Annotated in this window: 17 protein-coding genes; 9 read left to right on the top strand and 8 right to left on the bottom strand. The window is 60.5% G+C overall.

Features of this window, described 5'->3' with window-relative positions; genetic code table 11:
* Positions 1–90 precede the first annotated feature (90 nt).
* Together gcvT and gcvH are read left to right on the top strand one after the other, a co-directional pair.
* Positions 91–1173 (top strand): glycine cleavage system aminomethyltransferase GcvT, encoded by a 1083-nt coding sequence (gene gcvT, locus QCL65_RS24220; protein ID WP_407313404.1) that lies wholly within the window; start codon positions 91–93, stop codon positions 1171–1173.
* A gap of 43 nt (positions 1174–1216) precedes the next feature.
* The gene (gene gcvH / locus QCL65_RS24215) at positions 1217–1603 is read left to right on the top strand and encodes a glycine cleavage system protein GcvH (RefSeq protein ID WP_407313402.1); all 387 of its coding nucleotides are present in this window, start codon (positions 1217–1219) and stop codon (positions 1601–1603) included.
* A 79-nt stretch (positions 1604–1682) separates the two neighbouring features.
* Here the strand turns inward: gcvH and QCL65_RS24210 are convergent, their stop codons facing one another.
* The 3 genes from QCL65_RS24210 to QCL65_RS24200 form a co-directional block, all read right to left on the bottom strand.
* A complete protein-coding gene (locus QCL65_RS24210; RefSeq protein ID WP_407313400.1) occupies positions 1683–2000 on the bottom strand; it encodes a DUF2388 domain-containing protein in 318 nt (105 codons plus the stop codon).
* Positions 2001–2130: 130 nt separating this feature from the next.
* Positions 2131–3909, bottom strand: a complete 1779-nt coding sequence (locus tag QCL65_RS24205; RefSeq protein ID WP_407313398.1) for a GspE/PulE family protein — start codon at positions 3907–3909, stop codon at positions 2131–2133.
* A gap of 95 nt (positions 3910–4004) precedes the next feature.
* Complete coding sequence (locus tag QCL65_RS24200) at positions 4005–5372, bottom strand: inorganic triphosphatase (protein ID WP_407313396.1); 1368 nt, start codon at positions 5370–5372, stop codon at positions 4005–4007.
* Between the two features lie 139 nt (positions 5373–5511).
* Between QCL65_RS24200 and argE the strand changes: the two genes are divergently transcribed.
* Together argE and argA are read left to right on the top strand one after the other, a co-directional pair.
* Entirely contained in the window at positions 5512–6678 is a 1167-nt protein-coding gene (gene argE, locus QCL65_RS24195; protein WP_407313394.1) for an acetylornithine deacetylase, read from the top strand.
* Between the two features lie 132 nt (positions 6679–6810).
* Complete coding sequence (gene argA / locus QCL65_RS24190; protein ID WP_407313392.1) at positions 6811–8109, top strand: amino-acid N-acetyltransferase; 1299 nt, start codon at positions 6811–6813, stop codon at positions 8107–8109.
* Between the two features lie 33 nt (positions 8110–8142).
* Here the strand turns inward: argA and gshA are convergent, their stop codons facing one another.
* On the bottom strand, positions 8143–9726 hold the full coding sequence (gshA, locus tag QCL65_RS24185; protein WP_407313390.1) for a glutamate--cysteine ligase: 1584 nt from the start codon (positions 9724–9726) through the stop codon (positions 8143–8145).
* Between the two features lie 281 nt (positions 9727–10007).
* Entirely contained in the window at positions 10008–12326 is a 2319-nt protein-coding gene (locus QCL65_RS24180) for a Tex family protein (protein WP_407313388.1), read from the bottom strand.
* A gap of 241 nt (positions 12327–12567) precedes the next feature.
* Here QCL65_RS24180 and ompR point away from each other — a divergent pair, with 241 nt between their 5' ends.
* Together ompR and QCL65_RS24170 are read left to right on the top strand one after the other, a co-directional pair.
* The gene (ompR, locus tag QCL65_RS24175) at positions 12568–13308 is read left to right on the top strand and encodes a two-component system response regulator OmpR (RefSeq protein WP_407313386.1); all 741 of its coding nucleotides are present in this window, start codon (positions 12568–12570) and stop codon (positions 13306–13308) included.
* Between the two features lie 129 nt (positions 13309–13437).
* Positions 13438–14751, top strand: coding sequence for an ATP-binding protein (locus tag QCL65_RS24170; RefSeq protein WP_407313384.1), 1314 nt, complete (start codon positions 13438–13440; stop codon positions 14749–14751).
* On the opposite strand, the gene rimK is transcribed toward QCL65_RS24170, so the two are convergent.
* Positions 14752–15657: a 30S ribosomal protein S6--L-glutamate ligase gene (rimK, locus tag QCL65_RS24165; protein WP_407313382.1), complete on the bottom strand. Its 906-nt coding sequence runs from the start codon at positions 15655–15657 to the stop codon at positions 14752–14754.
* Entirely contained in the window at positions 15654–16103 is a 450-nt protein-coding gene (locus QCL65_RS24160; protein ID WP_407317005.1) for an ATP-dependent zinc protease, read from the bottom strand. Before QCL65_RS24160 ends, rimK begins: the two co-directional genes overlap by 4 nt.
* Positions 16104–16445: 342 nt before the next feature.
* Here QCL65_RS24160 and QCL65_RS24155 point away from each other — a divergent pair, with 342 nt between their 5' ends.
* The 3 genes from QCL65_RS24155 (at position 16446) to QCL65_RS24145 (ending at position 19666) form a co-directional block, all read left to right on the top strand.
* On the top strand, positions 16446–16856 hold the full coding sequence (locus QCL65_RS24155) for an RNA-binding S4 domain-containing protein (protein WP_407313380.1): 411 nt from the start codon (positions 16446–16448) through the stop codon (positions 16854–16856).
* 187 nt (positions 16857–17043) lie between these two features.
* On the top strand, positions 17044–17946 hold the full coding sequence (hslO, locus tag QCL65_RS24150; RefSeq protein WP_407313378.1) for an Hsp33 family molecular chaperone HslO: 903 nt from the start codon (positions 17044–17046) through the stop codon (positions 17944–17946).
* A 178-nt stretch (positions 17947–18124) separates the two neighbouring features.
* Positions 18125–19666, top strand: a complete 1542-nt coding sequence (locus QCL65_RS24145) for a phosphoenolpyruvate carboxykinase (RefSeq protein ID WP_407313376.1) — start codon at positions 18125–18127, stop codon at positions 19664–19666.
* A gap of 211 nt (positions 19667–19877) precedes the next feature.
* Here QCL65_RS24145 and QCL65_RS24140 read toward each other — a convergent pair whose 3' ends face one another.
* Entirely contained in the window at positions 19878–20918 is a 1041-nt protein-coding gene (locus QCL65_RS24140) for a S8 family peptidase (protein WP_407313373.1), read from the bottom strand.
* Positions 20919–20981 lie beyond the last annotated feature (63 nt).

Raw genomic sequence — 20981 nt, 5'->3', positions numbered from 1 at the left:
TGCGGGCTTGCGGCTACAATGCGCCGCATGCGGTGCGAGCGAAGATGGACAAGTGTCTCGCGCCTTCGCCAATCCCGGAAGGAGAAACCCATGGGACAGCGCACGCCTCTTCACGACCTGCATTTGGCATTGGGCGCGAAGATGGTCAATTTCGGCGGCTGGGATATGCCGCTGCACTATGGTTCTCAGGTCGAGGAGCACCATCAGGTACGCCGCGACTGCGGTGTTTTTGACGTCTCGCACATGACCATCGTCGACGTTCAGGGGCGACAGGCTGAGGCGTTTCTTCGGCAACTGCTGGCCAACGACGTTCAGCGCCTGACCTCTCCCGGCATGGCGTTGTATAGCGCCATGCTCAACGAGCAGGGCGGGGTGGTCGATGACTTGATCGCCTACCGCCTGGATGACGGCTACCGCCTGGTGGTCAATGCCTCGACACGTGACCAGGATATGGCCTGGCTGCACGCGCAGGTGGCCGGATTCGAGGTGCAACTGCACGAACGCAGCGAGTTGGCCATGCTTGCCATCCAAGGCCCCCAGGCGCGGCGCAAGGTCGCCGACCTGTTGAGCCGGGCCCGCTCCGACCTGGTCGATCAACTTAAGCCCTTTGAAGGGCGCGCCGAGGGTGAATGGTTTTTCGCGCGCACCGGCTATACCGGCGAAGACGGCCTGGAGGTGGTGCTCCCCGCCGGGCAGGCCTCGGGGTTTTTCAACGACCTGGTGGGCGCCGGTATCTCGCCCATTGGGCTCGGCGCGCGGGACACGCTGCGCCTCGAAGCGGGCATGAACCTCTATGGCCAGGACATGGACGAGGGGCATTCTCCATTGGCCTCGAACATGGCCTGGAGTATCGCGTGGGAGCCGGCGACCCGTGCATTTATCGGGCGAAGCGCTTTAGAGCGTGAACGCCGCGAAGGAATCGAGTACAAACTGGTCGGCCTGGTGCTCGAAGAGCGCGGTGTGCTGCGGGCACATCAGGTGGTGCGCATCGCTGAAGTCGGCGAAGGCGAAATCACCAGTGGGAGTTTTTCGCCGACCTTGAGCAAATCGATCGCCCTGGCGCGTGTGCCCACGGCGACCGCCGACCGGGCAGAAGTTGAAATCCGCGGAAAATGGTACCCCGTAAGGGTAGTCCGAGCGACTTTTGTACGGCATGGTAAGACTTTGATCTGAAATTCGAGCGGGCTTGCCGCTGACCCTAATGAGGATGAAACAAATGAGCGATATTCCTGCTGATCTGCGTTTTGCTGAAAGCCACGAATGGGCACGCCTGGAAGCTGACGGCAGCGTGACTGTCGGTGTGTCCGACCACGCCCAAGAAGCATTGGGTGACGTGGTATTCGTCGAACTGCCGGAGCTCGGCAAAGTTTTTGCCGCAGGCGACGCGGCCGGTGTGGTTGAATCGGTCAAGGCCGCTTCGGATATCTACTCGCCAGTAGGCGGCGAAGTGATTGCCATCAACGAAGCACTGGCAGACAGCCCTGAGCTGGTCAACTCCGCACCTTATAGCGAGGCCTGGTTCTTCAAACTCAAGCCCGCCAGTGCGGCAGAGCTGGACAAGTTGCTCGATGGCGGGGCTTACAAGGCGCTGATTGGCGAATAAGCTTAAAAAGATCGGGGCCAAGGCCCCTCCTACGCGGACGTAGGAGGGGCCTTGGCCCCGATCGTTATGCTGCTATAACCTATTCGCTAGCTACGGCATTCTTAGCCAAGATAGCGTTAGCCAGGTCCATGTCGCTGGCCTGCAGGCCAGGATTGTCGGCACGCACTTTTTGCATGGCGGATTCCAAGTACGGGCCACGGATTTCACCGTTGCTGGCAACAAAGCTGCCAGCGTCGTCCTGAGCGGCCACGACCATTTTGTGGTCTTTGAACGTCAGGTAAGTGGAGCCGGTGGTGGCGCCGGAAGAGATGACGTTGCGCCAGAAAGAGTCAGCCATCGCCGAGCCGACTGGAAGGGAAAGCACAGCAATTGTCGCGACCGCTAGTTTAAGACGCATAGGGGTGACTCCTTACTATTCGGGTTGATCTAGACGAGCTGATCTAGTTAATCAGATCATGAAAGAACCCACATAGTTCCACTGCCAGCCCCCGATATCCACCCGGCTTTTTCAAAGGGATGTTGCCGCGTCACAGGCTGCCAGGGGTGACGCGCAGCACTTCTTCCAGAGTTGTCAGGCCGGCAGCGATCTTGTGCGCGCCGGACAAGCGCAGGCTGCGCATGCCTTCTCGGTACGCCTGCTGGCGCAAAGCCTGCAGATCTAGGTCTGGCTGTATCAGGGCTTTGATGCGCTCGTTCAGCGGCATGATTTCGTACACCCCGGCACGGCCCCGATAACCCGTTTCGCGACACTCGAGGCAACCTTTCGCCTGGCAGGCGGCAGCCGGTCGCGCTGCGCTCCAGGGCTTGGTCAGCCCTTGCCAGGCGTCCTGATCGAGGCTGCAGGGCTGCTTGCAGGCTGGGCACAGGGTGCGTACCAAGCGTTGCGCCATGACCCCTAGCACCGTGGCCTTGATCAGATAATGCGCCACCCCCAGCTCCAACAGCCGGCTGATGGCGCTGGGTGCGTCGTTGGTGTGCAACGTCGATAGCACCAGGTGGCCCGTCAAGGCCGCCTGAATGGCCATCTCTGCAGTCTCTAGGTCGCGTATCTCGCCGATCATGATGATGTCCGGGTCTTGGCGCATCAGCGCCCGTACGCCGCTGGCAAAGCTCAGGCCGATGTTGTGCTGCACCTGCATCTGGTTGAAGGCCGATTCGACCATTTCTATCGGGTCTTCGATGGTGCACAGGTTCACCGCCGGGGTGGCCAGCTGTTTGAGCGTGGTGTAGAGCGTGGTGGTCTTGCCCGAACCCGTTGGGCCGGTCACCAGCACGATGCCATTGGGCTGGCGGGTCATGTATTGCCACTTGTCCAGGTCTTGGCTGCAGAAGCCCAACTGATCGAAGTTTTTAAGCAGTACGTCAGGGTCGAAAATACGCATGACCATTTTTTCGCCGAAGACGGTGGGCAGGGTAGCCAGGCGCAACTCTATTTCGCCGCCTTCGGGCGCGCGGGTCTTGATCCGGCCGTCCTGGGGTTTGCGCTTTTCCGCAACGTTCATTCGGCCCAGGCTTTTCAGGCGGCTGACCACGGCCAGGGTGACCGACGTGGGCAGCCGGTAGACATCGTGGAGCACGCCATCGATGCGAAAGCGCACGCAGCCTTGGTCGCGCCTCGGTTCAATATGGATGTCGCTGGCGCGTTGCTTGAACGCATATTGAAACAGCCAGTCGACGATATTGACGGTGGGTGCTGCATCGGGGTCGTTGGCCTGCTCGGTGTCGAGGTCAAGCAGTTGCTCCAGGCTGCGCGTCATGGAGGGCTGGGCACCGGTCGAGCAGGCGCCGCTGACCGATTTGGCCATGCGGTAGAACTGCGTGGTGAACCGGGCAATATCGTTGGGGTTGGCCAGTACGCGCTTGATGGGCCTGCGCACGGTGTGGGCCAGGTCGGCTTCCCAGCTCACTACCCAAGGCTCGGCGCTGGCCACGGTCACTGCCTGGGCATCGGCAGCCACGGCGAGAATGCCATGGCGTTCTGCGAACGCCTGAGACATCAGCGGGGCGGTACGGGCGACATCGATGCTGACCGGGTCGATGTGCAGAAACGCCTGACCCACCCATTGCGCCAACCATTGCAGCAGGTCGTCCATGGACAAACGCCGGCCAGGGCGCTTTTGGTTCTCCAGTTGCTGGCGGGCGATGAACTCAAGGGGGTGCAGGTGCCGATAGTGGGGCGATTCCCTGCTGGCTAACAGCTTGCCAACGGGTGCGGCGGCAATAACGCCCTGATCGCGCAGGGCGGCTAACAGTTCGCTGAGGTCAAGCCAGCGGTCTTCGTTGGGGTATAGCGGTTCGGCAGGCATGGCGGGACTTCCTTGTTCCGGTCCATACCAGCTTAGCCCCTGAGCAGCCCTGTGAAGCGCGGGAGGGGCAGGTAAGCGTTGCCAATCCTTTCGGCCTATTTGCTCAGGGCCTGTTTCCAGGCACGGCTTTGCGACACTGCCAGGGCCTGCTGAACCCGCGCGGTCAGGGCCAGCTCGTCGATGGGCTGGGTGGCCAGCACGTGCAATTTGTTCAATTCGCCATACAGGCGATCCACTTCCGGCAGCTCCAGCACAGAACGTGCATGGTGCAACCAGCTTTGAATGCGCTCGATGCGTGGCAACTGTTCGGCCAGGTCTTCGGGTTGCTGCTGGTAACGCTGCAGTTGCAACGCGGCGCCCTCTTCAGCCAGGAAGTGCCCCAACCAACTGGCCAGCAGGGCCTGGCCTTGGCGGTTGCCTCGGTTGTTGCGCGCCAGGCTCCAGTGCCGCTCCAGCAGCCAGCGGGAGGTATTCAGCGAGAACAGGCCCCAACGGGTGTCGGTCAGTTCTTCGGCAAATTGCTCCGGCGCGGCTTTGCGAATGTCTTCATCGTCTTGCCCGGCTTGCACCAGCGGGCGCCAGTCTTCGAGCAACGCGTCCAGCGCACTGCGCAGCTCATGGGTAGTGGTGCGGGGCGCGGCTTGGCCAAGGCTGCCGGTGAGGGCGCGCAATTCCACGAGCTGCTCGACCCATTCTTGTAGCAAGCGCCAGTGCCCATTGAAACGGTACTGCTCGGCCAGGCGTTGGCTGCTGGCGAGCAGATGCCAGGCCAGCGCCGCGTAGGCGTCGTCGAGGGTGGTTTCGGCGGTCAGTACGGGCGTCGGCAGGCTCAAGGCATAGCTGCCCGGGTCGCTCAAGCGATAACCGCGCTCGGCCTTGCTGATGTCGCAGGGCATCAGTGGCAGGCTCTGGGCCAACTCGGCGGCCAGCTCCAGCAATGCCGCCGGCTCGCCTTCGCGCAACTCGAGCTCCAACTCGCAGATTTCTTCGGACTGCTTGCCCACGATGACCTTGCCCAGGTCCAGAGCCGCCTCTATGACGACTTTGGCCTTGCCGCGGCCCCACGCGATCTCGGCACGTTCGCGCACGAAGTCCGTGGTAAAGACCGGCTTGATGGTCTTTTTATCCAAGTCCGCCAGCTCGGCGGGCCAGCATTCGCCGTCAAGTTTCTTCAGGTCGAGTTTGGCTTTGGGCAAGTGCCAGTCATATTCGTTACGTTCAGACAACCCAGCGACGCTCTGGCCCCGGGTTTTCAGGGTCTGGATGACTTCTTCGCCGTCCTTGCGCAGGCGCAGGGCAACCTTGGCGGCGGCCAAGTCGCGCTCTGGGGTATCGAAGTACTGATTGAACAGCTCTCGGCGCTCCCAGCCGCTTTTGTTACGTTTTTTCAATAGCGGATGATCGCGCAGCGCGGCGAGGGTTTCGCGGCTGACGCGCAATTTGATTTCGGTTTCTTTTTGCATGGCGGGGCAATCCAAGCGCTGACGAATGCGGCGCGCTGCTGACTAGATAAGGCCGTGCAGTGTACAGGAGTCAACCGCGCACGGTTTATTCTCGGACGCTAATGGCTCTATGATGGGCGCTCGCTCTGGGAGAACCGACATGCCGCTACCGTCCATGAAAGACCAGTTTGCCGCCCTGATCGCAGCCCCTTCGGTGAGCTGCACCCAGGCCAACCTGGACCTGTCGAACCGCGCCGTGATCGACTTACTGGCCGCCTGGCTCGGCGATTTAGGCTTTGCCTGTGACATCCAGACCGTAGCGCCTGGCAAGTTCAACCTGTTGGCCACCTATGGCAGTGGCCCCGGTGGCCTGGTCCTGGCCGGGCATAGCGACACAGTGCCGTTCGATGAAGCCCTGTGGCAGACCGACCCGCTCAAACTCAGCGAAGTGGATGGCCGCTGGGTCGGCTTGGGCAGCTGCGACATGAAGGGCTTTTTCGCCCTGGTGATCGAGGCGGTTCGCGAGTTGGTCGGCCAACCCTTCCGTCAGCCACTGCTGATCCTGGCCACCTGCGACGAAGAAAGCTCTATGGCGGGCGCCCGTGCCCTGGCCGATGCCGGGCGGCCGTTAGGGCGCGCGGCGGTGATTGGTGAGCCCACAGGGCTCAAGCCGATCCGCCTGCACAAGGGTGTGATGATGGAGCGCATCGATATCCTCGGGCGCAGCGGGCATTCATCCGACCCGAGCCTGGGTAACAGCGCCATGGAAGCGATGCACGGTGCCATGGGCGAATTGATGAATCTGCGTGCCCAATGGCAGCGCGAGTACAACAATAGCCAGTTCAGCGTGCCGCAGCCGACCCTGAATTTTGGCTGCATTCACGGCGGCGACAACCCCAACCGTATTTGCGGCCAGTGCTCGCTAGAGTTTGACCTGCGCCCGTTGCCAGGCATGGACCCGGAGGTGCTGCGCGCGGCGATTCGGCAAAAGCTTAGCCCGTTGGCTGAGCAGCATGCGGTGCAGATCGACTACGGGCCGATCTTTGGCGAGGTGCCGCCCTTCGAGCAGGCCGCCGATGCCGAGTTGGTCCGGGTTGCAGAGCGCCTGACGGGCCATCGTGCCGCTGCCGTGGCGTTCGGCACTGAAGCCCCGTACTTCCAGCGCTTGGGCTGCGAGACTCTGGTGCTGGGGCCAGGCGACATCGCCTGCGCCCATCAGCCGGGCGAATACCTGGAAATGTCACGTTTGCAGCCTACCGTGCGTCTATTGCGTGACCTGATCGAACATTACTGCCTGAAGCCAGTCGACTTAAACCTGGCAGGCTAAACTGGCCCCTTTGCCATCCGTATTCCAGCACTAAGGAGAGCGCGCGTGTTGCCAAGCCTGTTCCGACGATAACCTTTACGCGCCTGCAGTTTTCACGCTTTTCGTCCTACTTTCATACAGGCCCCTGCGGTTATGCCCGACTACGTCAACTGGCTTCGCCACGCTTCCCCTTACATTAACGCCCACCGCGACTGCACCTTTGTGGTGATGTTGCCCGGTGATGGCGTCGACCATCCCAACTTCGGCAATATCGTCCACGACCTGGTACTGCTGCACAGCATGGGCGTTCGCCTGGTGCTGGTGCACGGTTCACGTCCGCAAATCGAAAGCCGTCTGGCGGCCCGTGGCCTCGAACCGCATTACCACCATGGCCTGCGGATCACTGACGCGCCGACCCTGGAATGCGTGATCGACGCCGTGGGGCACCTGCGTATTGCTATTGAGGCGCGCCTGTCCATGGACATGGCCTCCTCGCCCATGCAGGGCTCACGCCTGCGCGTGGCCAGCGGCAACCTGGTCACGGCCCGGCCGATTGGCGTACTCGAAGGCGTTGACTATCACCATACCGGCGAGGTGCGTCGGGTCGACCGCAAGGGCATCAACCGCCTGCTCGATGAGCGCTCCATTGTGTTGCTGTCGCCCCTGGGCTATTCGCCCACCGGTGAGATTTTCAACATCGCCTGTGAAGACGTTGCTACCCGCGCTGCCATCGACCTGGCGGCCGACAAACTGCTGTTGTTCGGCGCCGACCCTGGCTTGCTGGATGAAAATGGCCGGTTGGTCCGCGAGCTGCGCCCTCAGCAGGTCCCCGCGCATCTGCTGCGTTTGGGCAGCGACTATCAAGGCGAACTGCTGGATGCCGCCGCCCAGGCCTGCAAAGGCGGCGTGACTCGCAGCCATATCGTCAGCTATGCCGAGGATGGTGCGCTGCTGACCGAGCTGTTCACCCGCAACGGCGGCGGTACGCTGGTGGCCCAGGAGCAGTTCGAGCAGGTACGCGAGGCCAACATCGACGACGTCGGCGGGCTGCTGGACTTGATCAGCCCATTGGAAGAGCAGGGCATTCTGGTGCGCCGCTCGCGCGAAGTGCTGGAGCGCGAGATCACGCAGTTCAGTGTGGTAGAGCGCGAAGGCATGATCATCGCCTGCGCCGCACTTTACCCCATCGCCGACTCTCAGACTGGCGAGCTGGCGTGTCTGGCGGTGAACCCGGAATACCGGCATGGCGGGCGCGGGGACGAGTTGCTCGAGCGCATCGAAGAGCGCGCGCGGGCGCTCGGGCTCAACACCTTGTTCGTATTGACGACCCGCACCGCGCACTGGTTTCGCGAGCGCGGTTTTATTCCCAGCGGCGTTGAGCGCCTGCCCGCGGCGCGGGCCTCGCTGTACAACTATCAGCGTAACTCGAAGATTTTTGAAAAGGCGCTGTAGGCCATCGGGGCTTGCGCCCCGAGTTTCATCAGGTCAGTGGCTGATCGCCAAAATACTGGCCTGATACGCGCCTACAAACACATCGAAATCGCCCACCTCGTTCTGTTCCAGCTCGGTTTGCTCAACCAGCGATGCCCGGGCCTTTTCCTCGAATTCGGCCAGTTCCTGGGGCGGTAGCGCTTGCTCACGGAAGTACGCCGCGTGCTCACGGCTCATGCGCATGGAAAAGTCGGCAAAACCTTCCTGGTGCTCGCGCATCTGTGCCAATACCTGGGCCGAGGGGGTCAAGGAGGCGTCTTGGACTTTCGCCCGTTGTGCTGCCAGTGCCTGAGCGTGCTGCTCGCCGCCCAAGCCTTGGTCCAGCAGTTGCGCCAGTGGCGCAATGCGGTCGAGCAACTCTGCGGCCCACTGTTTGAGTTCGACCGACTGGCCGTCGCGCATCAAGTGCAGGTCGGGGCGGCGGCCTTCCTTGACCACGCTGAGGAAGTTCTGCGTGCAACTTGCGCACTCCGAGCCGCCCAACTGCGGGCTCTCGTCCAGGGCGCAGAGCAACAGGAACGCATCAATGAAGCGCGCCTCGGTGAGGTCGATGCCCGTCGGTAGAAACGGGTTGATGTCCAGGCAGCGCACTTCCACGTACTGCACGCCGCGAGCCATGAGGGCCTGAATCGGCCGCTCGCCGGTGTAGGTGACCCGCTTGGGGCGAATGTTGGAGTAGTACTCGTTTTCGATCTGGAGAATGTTGGTGTTCAACTGAACCCACTCGCCGTCTTTGTGCGTACCCACTTCAACATATGGGCCATAGGGCGTAGCTACGGCTTCGCGCAGGCTGTCGGTGTAGCTGGCCAGGTCGTTGTAGCACGGCGTGAGCCCAGCTTGGGCGTTGCTCTGGTAGCCCAGGTCACTCATGCGCAGGCTCGTGGCGTAGGGCAAGTACAGGGTTTGCGGGTCGAATTGTTCCAGCTGGTGGGCGCGACCGCGCAGAAAACCCGCGTCCAGTGCTGGTGAGGCGCCGAACAGGTACATCAGTAACCAGCTGTACCGGCGGAAGTTACGGATCAGGGCGATGTACGCCGATGATTGGTAGTCCCGATCGGTGCCCACAAACCCGTCGGCGGCCTTGAGCAATGGCCAGAGCTTTTCGGGCAGAGAGAAATTATAGTGAATGCCAGCGATGCACTGCATGGTCCGCCCGTAACGCAGCGACAGGCCTTGGCGGTAGACATACTTGAGCTTGCCAATGTTCGAGGTGCCGTAATAGGCCAGCGGGATGTCTTCCTCGGCAGGCAGGGGGCACGGCATCGACGGGCTCCACAGGTATTCATCACCCAGGCGGGTGTAAACGAACCGGTGGATGGACTCCAAACTTTGTAGGGTCTTGGCTGGATCGGTCAGGGCCGGCGTGATGAACTCCAGCAGCGACTCGGAATAGTCGGTGGTGATTTGTTCGTTGGTCAGCGCGGAACCCAGGGCCTCTGGATGCGGCGTTTGTGCCAAGCGGCCATCGGCGTTGACCCGCAGGCATTCGCGCTCGATACCGTGCAGGCATTGCGCTAGCAATGCCTGGTTGGCGGGCTCGCCAAGCAGGTTCAGGCGGCGGTTGAGAAGTTCGCTCAAGTTGGATTCCTTCACGCGTCAGTCGCCCCGATATGGGGGTGGCACTGACGGTCTGCAAGGGTGAAGACAAAAGGAACCGGCGTTGTCGCCTGGTACCGTAATTATTGACCGGCAATTTACTAAATAGCTGGACGCTCCGGCTGTTGATTGCACCGCGCTTGTGCAGTTCCGAAATTAACTCAGATCGGTTTGCCGGGCTATAGGGCAGATAAGTCTGACAAGTAGGTTTTTTGCACCCAGGCGCGGTAAAGCGTCTACGCCTGGGTGGTAAAACCGTGCCGTTAACGTTTCTTCAGTTGCTTGGCGTTTGCGAACAGGGAGGCCATGGCATTGTTGGCCGGTGCTGGCGTCTCTTTCTGGCGCGCCGGGGCCGCTGCTTGGCGCGGGGCACTGCCAGGCCGGCTACCACGAGCGCCGTCGACCTTCTCGCCAGGGGTGTCGCCCATGCGCATCGACAAGCCAACGCGTTTGCGCGGGATGTCGACTTCCATGACCTTGACCTTCACCACATCGCCGGCCTTCACCGCTTCGCGCGGGTCTTTGATGAATTTTTCGGAGAGCGCCGAAATATGCACCAGGCCGTCCTGGTGAACGCCGATGTCCACGAAGGCCCCGAAGTTGGTCACGTTGGTCACCACGCCTTCGAGGATCATGCCTAGCTGTAGGTCTTTGAGGTCTTCGACGCCGTCCTGGAACTCGGCCGTCTTGAACTCAGGCCGGGGGTCGCGCCCAGGCTTTTCGAGTTCCTGCAGAATGTCCGTGACGGTGGGCAAGCCAAACGTTTCGTCGGTGAATTTTTTTGGGTCCAGGCGCTTGAGAAAGCCACTGTCGCCGATCAGCGAGCGAATATCCCGGTCGGTTTCTGCCGCGATGCGTTGCACCAGCGGATAGGCCTCGGGGTGCACCGCCGAGGCATCCAGCGGGTTGGTGCCGTTCATGACCCGTAGGAAACCTGCGGCTTGCTCGAAGGTTTTCTCGCCCAGCCGGGCGACTTTTTTCAGTGCTGCGCGGGTCTTGAACGCGCCGTGTTCGTCACGGTGCGCCACGATATTTTGCGCGAGCGTGCCGTTGAGGCCGGAAATACGCGCCAGCAAGGCCACCGAAGCGGTATTCACGTCGACGCCCACGGCGTTCACACAGTCTTCGACCACGGCATCCAGGCCGCGAGCGAGCTTGAGTTGTGAGACGTCGTGCTGGTATTGGCCCACCCCGATTGATTTGGGGTCGATTTTCACCAGTTCGGCCAGCGGGTCCTGTAGGCGACGGGCAATGGACACGGCACCGCGAATCGACACGTCGAGGTCAGGAAACTCCCGCGCAGCCAATTCGGAAGCCGAATACACCGACGCGCCGGCTTCAGAGACCATGACTTTGGTCATCTTCAAGCCTGGGTATTTTTTGATCAGCTCGGCGGCTAGTTTGTCGGTTTCGCGGCTGGCGGTGCCGTTGCCAATCGCGATGAGGTCGACTGCATGCTTGGCGCATAAGGCGGCCAGCACGGCGATGGTCTGGTCCCACTGGTTTTTCGGGACATGGGGGTAGACGGTCGCGGTATCGAGTACCTTGCCCGTTGAGTCGACCACCGCGACCTTGCAGCCCGTGCGCAAGCCTGGGTCAAGCCCGAGGGTGGCACGGGGGCCGGCGGGTGCTGCCAGGAGCAGGTCGTGCAGGTTGTGGGCGAAGACATTGATGGCTTCGGTTTCAGCGCTATCACGCAGCTCGCCGAGCAGGTCGGTTTCCAGGTGGGTGTACAGCTTGACCTTCCAGGTCCAGCGCACCACTTCGCCTAGCCATTTATCTGCGGCGCGGTTCTGGTTTTTCACGCCGAAGTGTTCGCCGATCATCATTTCGCACGGGTGCATTGTGCCAGGCTGTTCGTCGCCGACTTTCAGCGCGCAACTGAGGATGCCTTCGTTACGCCCGCGGAAAATCGCCAAGGCCCGGTGCGACGGCATGCTTTTTAGCGGCTCGTCGTGTTCGAAATAATCGCGGAACTTGGCGCCTTCTTCTTCTTTGCCTGCGACAACCCGGGCACTGAGGGTGGCTTCCTGCTTGAGGAAGCTGCGCAGCTTGTCGAGTAGCTTGGCGTCTTCGGCAAAGCGCTCCATGAGGATGTACTTGGCACCCTCCAGGGCGGCCTTGGTGTCTGCCACACCTTTGTCGGCGTCGACGAAGCGCGCCGCTTCGCTTTCGGGCGCCAGTTGCGGGTCGTTGAACAGGGCATCGGAGAGCTCGCCCAGGCCGGCTTCGAGGGCGATCTGGCCTTTGGTGCGGCGCTTCTGCTTGTACGGCAGGTAGAGGTCTTCGAGGCGGGTCTTGGTGTCCGCCAGCTTGATATCGCGGGCTAGCTCTGGGGTCAGCTTGCCTTGTTCTTCGATACTGGCCAGGATGCTGACGCGGCGCTCGTCGAGCTCGCGCAGGTAACGCAAGCGTTCTTCCAGGTGGCGCAACTGGGTGTCGTCGAGGCTTCCGGTCACTTCTTTACGGTAACGCGCGATGAACGGCACGGTCGAGCCTTCATCGAGCAGAGCGACGGCCGCTTCGACCTGTTGGGGGCGTACACCGAGTTCCTCGGCGATGCGGCTGTTGATGCTGTCCATACAAACCACCTGACAATTGTGAATTCAAAAGCCGCCAGCCGAGGCGGGCGAACAATCTGCGCCAGGCGCTGCCTGACGTAAAGGCGCGGATTATACCCAGCCATTTCCGCTCACGGCGAACATAGCAATGGGTTCATGCGCAGATGCCCGATGGCAGCCGGGGAAAAATCTGCTAACAATGCACACGTCACAGCCGGCGGCGGCTAAGCCATAATGCGCGCCAGGATCAAAGGAGTAACTCATGAGCAGTACTGCACAAACAGCCGAAGGCGAGAAGATTCTCATTGTGGATGACGACCCCGGGTTGAGCAGCCTGCTGGAGCGCTTCTTCACCAGCAAAGGCTATCGCGCCCGTGGGGTGCCTAATGTCGAACAAATGGATCGGCTTCTGGCGCGTGAGGTCTTCCACCTGGTAGTGCTTGACCTTATGTTGCCTGGGGAAGACGGCTTGTCCGCCTGCCGCCGACTGCGTGCGGCGAACAACCAAGTACCCATCATCATGCTTACCGCCAAGGGTGATGAGCTGAGCCGTATCAAGGGGCTGGAGCTGGGCGCCGACGACTACCTGGCCAAGCCCTTCAACCCCGACGAGCTGATGGCTCGGGTCAAGGCAGTCTTGCGCCGTCAGGCCGCACCCGTGCCAGGTGCGCCCGGTAGCGAAGACGAAAGCGTGACTTTCGGTGACTACGAGCTGTCCCTGGCCACGCGCGAGCTCAAGCGTGGCGATGAAGTGCACATGCTCACTACGGGCGAGTTCGCAGTGCTCAAAGCTTTGGTCATGAATGCACGGCAGCCGCTGACACGGGACAAGCTCATGAACCTGGCCCGTGGCCGGGAGTGGGACGCCCTGGAACGCTCGATCGATGTGCAGATTTCGCGCTTACGCCGCATGATCGAGCCCGACCCGTCCAAACCACGCTATATCCAGACGGTCTGGGGTGTGGGTTACGTATTCGTGCCGGACGGTAACGCCAGCAAGTGAAGTGATCGTTGAGTTGTAGGAGCGCCCGCACCCCCTTGGCAATTTATTGCAAAGGGGGTGCGGGCGGTTCGTTGTCTGCAACATTTGCGAGCCTCGCTCGCTCCTGCAAAGTCAGTGGCTGTGTTACCTATGAAAACTCCATTGTGGTTCCCCCAGAGTTTCTTCGCTCGAACGCTCTGGCTCGTATTGATCGTCGTGCTTTTCTCCAAGGCATTGACCCTGGTCTACCTGTTGATGAACGAAGATGTTCTGGTGGATCGGCAATACAGCCACGGCGTGGCGTTGACGCTGCGTGCCTATTGGGCCGCCGACGAAAACGACCGCGACAAGATCGCCGAGGCCGCTGGGCTTATCCGCGTGGTGGGCGAAGGAGTGCCCGAAGGTGAGCAGCACTGGCCCTACAGCGAAATTTACCAAAGGCAAATGCAGGCTGAGTTGGGTGACAGCACCGAAGTGCGCTTGCGCGTCCATGCGCCACCCGCACTGTGGGTAAGGGCTCCGAGCCTGGGGGCCGGCTGGCTTAAAGTACCGCTCTACCCGCATCCGCTGCGCGGGCAAAAAATCTGGAGCGTACTGGGCTGGTTCCTGGCCATTGGGCTGCTCTCCACGGCTTCGGCCTGGATCTTCGTGCGCCAACTCAACCAACCCCTCAAGCGTTTGGTATTTGCCGCAAGGCAACTGGGGCAAGGCCGCAGCGTCAGGTTGCCGATCAGCGATACGCCCAGTGAGATGACCGAGGTGTATCGCGCCTTCAACCAGATGGCCGAAGACGTCGAGCAAGCTGGCCGCGAGCGTGAGTTGATGCTTGCCGGGGTGTCCCACGACTTGCGCACGCCGCTGACACGGCTGCGTTTGTCACTGGAGCTGATGACCCACGACAGCGAACTGACCACAGATATGGTCAGGGACATCGAAGACATGGACGCTATCCTCGACCAGTTCCTGGCGTTCATCCGCGATGGGCGCGATGAAACCATCGAAGAAGTCGACCTGGGCGATCTGGTGCGCGAAGTCGTGCAACCTTTCAACCAGGCTGAAGAGCAGGTCAGGCTGTGCCTGGAACCCATTCCGCCTTTTCCCCTGCGGCGTATATCGCTTAAGCGGCTGCTGACTAACCTGATTGGTAATGCCCTGCACCACGCAGGCCATGGGGTTGAGGTAGCCGCTTACGTTTCGGGAGACAACAGTGCGCCTTATGTCGTCCTGAGCGTCCTTGACCGCGGGGCAGGCATCGCGCCTGAAGAGCTGGCGGGGATTTTCGACCCGTTCATCCGTGGGGACCGTGCACGCAGTGGCAAAGGCACGGGCTTGGGCCTGGCGATCGTTAAACGAATTGCCGCCATGCACGGCGGCAATGTCGAATTGCGTAACCGCTCCGGCGGCGGCCTGGAAGCGCGGGTTCGCCTGCCACTGGGGCTGATGTTGCCGCGAGACGCCGTTTAATCAGCCGCGCCCTCGAGTACGGGTCATGTTTGGCCCGCCATTTTTTTCCAGATGCTCGATGATCATGCAGGCGACGTTCTTGCCGGTGGTGACTTCAATGCCTTCCAGCCCAGGCGAAGAGTTGACCTCCATCACCAGCGGGCCGTGATTGGAGCGCAGAATATCGACCCCCGCCACACTGAGGCCCATCACCTTGGCTGCGCGGATAGCCGTCATGCGTTCTTCCGGGGTGATCTTGATCAGGCTGGCACTGCCGCCGCGGTGCAGATTGGAACGGAACTCCCCGGGTTTGGCCTGCCGCTTCATGGAAGCGATGACTTTGTCCCCCACCACGAAGCAGCGAATGTCCGCACCTCCCGCCTCTTTGATGTATTCCTGCACCATGATGTTTTGCTTTAGCCCCATGAAGGCTTCGATCACAGACTCGGCCGCCTTGGTGGTTTCGCAGAGCACCACGCCAATACCCTGGGTACCCTCGAGTACTTTGATCACCAGCGGCGCACCGTTGACCATTTGGATCAGGTCAGGGATGTCGTCTGGGGAGTGGGCGAAGCCGGTGATGGGCAAACCGATGCCTTTGCGCGAGAGCAATTGCAGGGAGCGCAGCTTGTCCCTGGAGCGTGCAATGGCCACCGATTCGTTGAGCGGAAACACATCCATCATTTCAAACTGCCGCAGCACGGCGCAGCCGTAGAAAGTGACCGACGCGCCGATCCTGGGGATGACCGCATCGAAGCCTTCGAGCGGCTTGCCACGGTAGTGGATCTGCGGCTTGTGGCTGGCGATGTTCATATAGGCACGAAGGGTGTCGATCACCACCATCTCATGGCCACGCTCAGTGCCGGCCTCGACCAGGCGACGAGTGGAATACAGACGCGGGTTGCGCGACAGCACAGCGATCTTCATGCAGCACCTGTTACAGAAGGGGTGGTAGCCGGGAATGCCGGCTTGTCTTGAACATAAGTAAGCGCCGGGTTGACCACCAGTTGCCCGGTGACCAGTGCTTTTGAGCCCAGTAGCAGGCGGTAACGCATAGCCTTTCGACAGGCTAAAGTGAATTCGACCACCCAGACGCGATCGCCCAGCGCCAGGCTGGTCTTGATCACGTAGCGGGCCTGGGATTGCCCGTTGGAGCTCTTGATGACTTTGCGTGCCACCACCGGTGCTTCGCAGCGCCGATGGCGCAATTGCACGACTGAACCGAGGTGCGCGGTAAAGCGCACCCACTTCTCGCCGTCACGTTCGAAGGGTTCGATGTGTGTCGCATGCAGGCTTGAGGTGCTGGCACCGGTATCGATCTTGGCGCGTAGGCCTGCGACCCCCAAGTCTGGCAGGGCGACCCACTCGCGCAGACCAATCACGGTCAAGTGGTCAAATGTCTTCAAGATGGATAACCAGGATTCAAGTGGGTCGGGCCAATTTAGTTACCCCTTGTGCGGGATCAGACTGGCGTACAGGTCGCAAATTCAACCAGCATAGCCTGCCGTTCAAGGGGCAGAATCGAAAGCGCGCCATTCACGCAGAAACCAGCCTCGCTGGCGATAAATATCGTCGTTAATACTGTAAAAAAATGTCATTTGCGTGTTTTCAATGCGCGGCGCGATGTGAGGCCTACTGTACCGGTAAGCGTTGTCAGCTTGCATCCGACCGGTTCGGTAGTACAGTTCTTGGAACTGGTTGATTGGAGGTTTTGCGTGACGCAAAAACAGGAAGAGGACGACAAAGTTCGCCTGGACAAATGGCTCTGGGCTGCACGCTTTTACAAAACCCGTGCCTTGGCCAAAGCGGCTATTGAAAGTGGCAAGGTGCATTGCCGTGGTGAGCGCTGCAAGCCGAGCAAGGAGCCGCGCTTGGGCGACGCTTTGCAGATACGCAACGGGTTCGACGAGCGCATCGTAGTGGTCAAGGCACTCTCAGCGGTTCGGCGAGGCGCTCCAGAGGCTCAAACCCTCTATGCGGAGACCGAAGAAAGCATTGCCAAGCGTGAACAGGCGGCCGCCTTACGCAAGGCCGGTGGGCTTGGGGTGACCACTGATGGCCGGCCAAGCAAAAAACAGCGGCGGCAGTTTCACCAATTCCAGGACCGTGGTGGCGATTTGCAATGAACCCGACGTGTGGTCACCCAAAAAGCCACGGGGCGAGCGATGCTAGCGCCTTAGCTTGGCTTGGAACCGTATCGCTTTGTCCATAAAATGGCCCGATTGAGCCGGCGTGTGCGTTTTAGCCTCATGCTGCAACGGGCCTCGATAACGCGCGTACTTTTTTTGTCACCTATTCAGATACCCAAAGCCTATGCATGATTTCCCGGAAACCGATCACACCCAGCGCTTTATTTTCGACAACAGTGATGTGCGGGGTGAACTGGTCGCGCTTGAGCGTAGTTACGCCGAAGTGTTGGCCAAGCATCCCTACCCGGAGCCGGTAGCACAGTTGTTAGGCGAGTTCATGGCCGCCGCCGCCTTGTTGGTCGGCACGCTCAAGTTCGACGGCCTGCTGATTCTTCAGGCGCGGTCCGAGGGGCCGGTCTCTTTGTTGATGATCGAATGTTCCAGTGAGCGCGAGATTCGCGGGCTGGCGCGCTTTGACGGCGAGCGAATTGCCGCCAACGCAAGGTTGCAAGACCTCATGCCCAACGGCTCGCTGGCCATGACCATTGACCCGATCAAAGGCCAGCGCTACCAGGGCATTGTCGACCTTGATGGCGAAGACCTGTCGGCCTGTTTCACCAACTATTTCGTCATGTCCGAGCAACTGGCCACGCGGTTCTGGCTGAATGCCGACGGCAAGCGGGCGCGGGGTTTGCTGTTGCAACAGCTGCCGGCCCATGAAGTGAAAGACCCGCAGGAGCGCGAGGAGGGTTGGCAGCACGTCACTGCGCTCGCCAGCACCTTGCAAGCAGAGGAACTGCTGGGCTTGAACAACGAAACCATCCTGCACCGGCTGTACCACGAAGAAGCTGTGCGCCTGTTCGACACCCAGGCCATTGCCTTTCGTTGCAGTTGCTCCAGGGAACGCTCGGCCCGCGCGCTTGTCAGTCTTGGGGCCGAAGATGCCCATCAGCTATTACAGGAACATGGCGGTACGGTCGAGATCGACTGTCAGTTCTGTAATCAGCGTTATCTCTTCGATGCCGCAGATATTACGCAGCTGTTCGCCAGTGGTACTGCGCAGACACCGTCAGATACTCGTCACTGAAAGGGTTTAGCATCGCTAAACCATTGCGTGGGTGCCGGTAAGCCGCCGTTTAGACGGGAGACCCCTACTATTTCTAGGCGTTTCTGGCATAATCCAGCCCACTTTTTAGCTGTAGTGGTTGTTGTAAACTTACTACAAAACGTTTGGAGCACTCGGCCAGTGGCCGATGGGGAACCTCATGACGCAAGCCAATAACGCCGTGTACACCGATATCAGTGTTGATGACCTGGTTAAAGAAGCCCTGAACCGCGGTGAAGGCGAACTTGCCGATACTGGGGCACTGGTTGTTCGTACGGGCCACCGTACGGGGCGTTCGCCAGTCGATCGCTTTATCGTTGAAGAGCCCACCACGCAGGCCGCAATCGCCTGGGGGCCGATCAACCGCAAGTTCCCTGCCGACAAGTTCGACGCTTTGTGGAACCGCGTCGAAGCCTATCTGGGCGAGCGCGAGCGCTTCGTTTCCCACGTGCATGTAGGTTCCGACCCGGCGCACTACCTGCCGGTCAAGATGACCACGCAGACCGCCTGGCACAACCTGTTCGGCCGTTGCCTGTTCATCAACCCCGAGCAATACAATGCCGGTGGCAAGGACGAGTGGCAGATCCTCAACGCCCCTGAGTTCGAGTGCGTGCCTGAGCGTGACGGTACCAACTCCGATGGCACCGTCATCATCAACTTCGCCGCTAAAAAAGTGCTGATCGCGGGCATGCGTTATGCCGGCGAGATGAAAAAAGCCCTGTTCTCGGTACAGAACTTCCTGCTGCCAGCCTCGGATGTGTTGCCGATGCACTGTGCCGCCAACATGGGTGAAGACGGCGACGTTACCCTGTTCTTCGGTTTGTCGGGTACCGGTAAAACCACGCTTTCAGCTGACGAGAGCCGTTACCTGATCGGTGACGACGAACACGGCTGGGGCGTTGGTGTGGTGTTCAACATCGAAGGCGGTTGCTATGCCAAGTGCATCGACCTGTCCGAGAAGAACGAGCCCGTCATCTGGAAAGCCATCCAGCACGGTGCTGTGCTGGAAAACGTTGTGTTGGATGCCAACAAAAAGGCTGACTACGCCGACGACAGCCTGACCCAGAACAGCCGTGCGGCCTACCCACGTGAGCTGATCGAAAAGCGTGCCCCTAAAAACCTGGGTGGCGAGCCTAACGCGGTCATCTTCCTGACCTGCGACCTGACCGGCGTACTGCCGCCTGTGTCGATTCTCAGCGAAGAACAAGCGGCTTACCACTTCCTGTCGGGTTACACCGCACTGGTAGGCTCGACTGAAATGGGTTCGGGTAGCGGCATCAAGTCGACCTTCTCCACCTGCTTCGGCGCACCGTTCTTCCCACGTCCAGCTGGCGAATACGCGGAGCTGTTGATCAAGCGTATCCGTGGTTTCGGCTCCAAGGTCTACCTGGTCAACACAGGCTGGACCGGTGGTGGCTACGGTGTTGGCAAGCGTTTCAATATCCCCACTACCCGTGGCGTGATTGCTGCTATCCAAAGCGGCGCGTTGATCGGCACCGAGACCGAGCACCTCGATATCATCAACCTGGACGTACCGAAAGTCGTTCCAGGGGTCGATACCAGCCTGCTCAACCCACGCAACACCTGGGCAGACCCTGCGGCCTATGACGAAGCAGCCAAAGGCTTGGCCTCGTTGTTCATCGAGAACTTCAAGAAGTTCGACGTGAGCGACTCGATCAAGGCTGCTGGCCCGCAGTTGTAAGGCGCAGCACGGCTCGAAAAAAACCGCCGGTCACCGGCGGTTTTTTTATGGCTGGGTTTTTTCAGGACTGGGTTCTGCACGTAAAGTCGCCGAGCGGCGATCAGGCAAGGCAAAAACAGGCGAGGAAGCGGAGTTGACTGGTTGTCAATGAGCATTCCGAGCCTGTTTTTAACGCAGCATGATCGACGCGCAGGCACTTTACGTACAGAACCTAACGCGAAGCTGCTTCCAGGTCCATCAACCCACGCCCATACGCTTCGCTATTGGCATAGATACCGTCGCGCTTGGCGGTACTGAGCAATAAGTCGCGGATTTGCTGGGGGCTTTTTTCCGGGAAGCGGCTTTGCAGTGCCGCTAAAGCGCCTGCTACCAGTGCGGTGGCGGGCGACGTGCCCGCGGTTTCGACGTACTCGCCATTTTTGCTGGTGGTGAGCAGGCCGTGGCCAGCGCCAGAGTCGCCGCCTGGCACGGCGATGCACCAGGGCGCAGCGGCGCCGCAGTAATTACTCTTGTCGTTGATGGCGGTGCCATCGGCTTTGAGGGCGACGACGGCGATCCAGCCTTTTTCCAGTTCTGGTACGGCCAGCGGTAGGCCTGGCTCGGCCAAGGCCTCGCGTTTGAGTTCGTTGCCGGTGGGGAATACGAATACTGCACCTTGGCCTACCAAGTCACGGGCCATGGCCAAGGACTCTGGCATGACCTGGCTATAGCGGGCTTCGGTCAGTGCGGTGGCTGGGATGGCGTTGGCCCAGGAATTACTGAAAATGCGTGCGCCTTTATCGAAGCCGTAGTGCCAGGCGCGGGCAATGTTGCCATCGAAAAAAAACGGCTCGTTATCGTCGCCGAAACGCAGCGGAATGAGTTGTGCTTCGAAGGCAATGCCATGCATGCCCTGGTTGTCTTTGTTGGCAGCCAGAATGCCAGCCATTTGCGTACCATGACCATGGTGGTCGACACTGCCGGGGCTGTCGCTGGTGAAATCGAAGCCTGGGTCGGCCAGGCGGCCTTTGAAGGCCGGCAGGTCACTGGCCAGGCCCGAGTCTACCAGGGCCACCGCGACCCCCTGGCCGGTGCCACCGCGGGCGTACAGCGAGGCCGCGTTGACCACACCTAGGCCCGGCTGGGCATGGTACTCAGGGGTTTCGAAGGCGTTTTTCAGATCGGGCTGCGCGGTGCAGCCCAATAGCGTGAAGGGCAGTAGGATCAGGCCACTGCGTAGTGAGGTTTGGGCGGAAGCGATTGCATCCTGCATAGTGGGCACCCGTGATAATTGCGAAGCTCAACTATCGGGGATTTTGCCGGGTGCCGCTTGATT

Origin of the sequence: Pseudomonas sp. nanlin1, assembly GCF_045571515.1 — a bacterium.
GTDB lineage: Bacteria > Pseudomonadota > Gammaproteobacteria > Pseudomonadales > Pseudomonadaceae > Aquipseudomonas.
The sequence above is the reverse complement of the archived record's forward strand: the minus strand, read 5'-3'. Positions and strand labels throughout refer to the sequence as shown.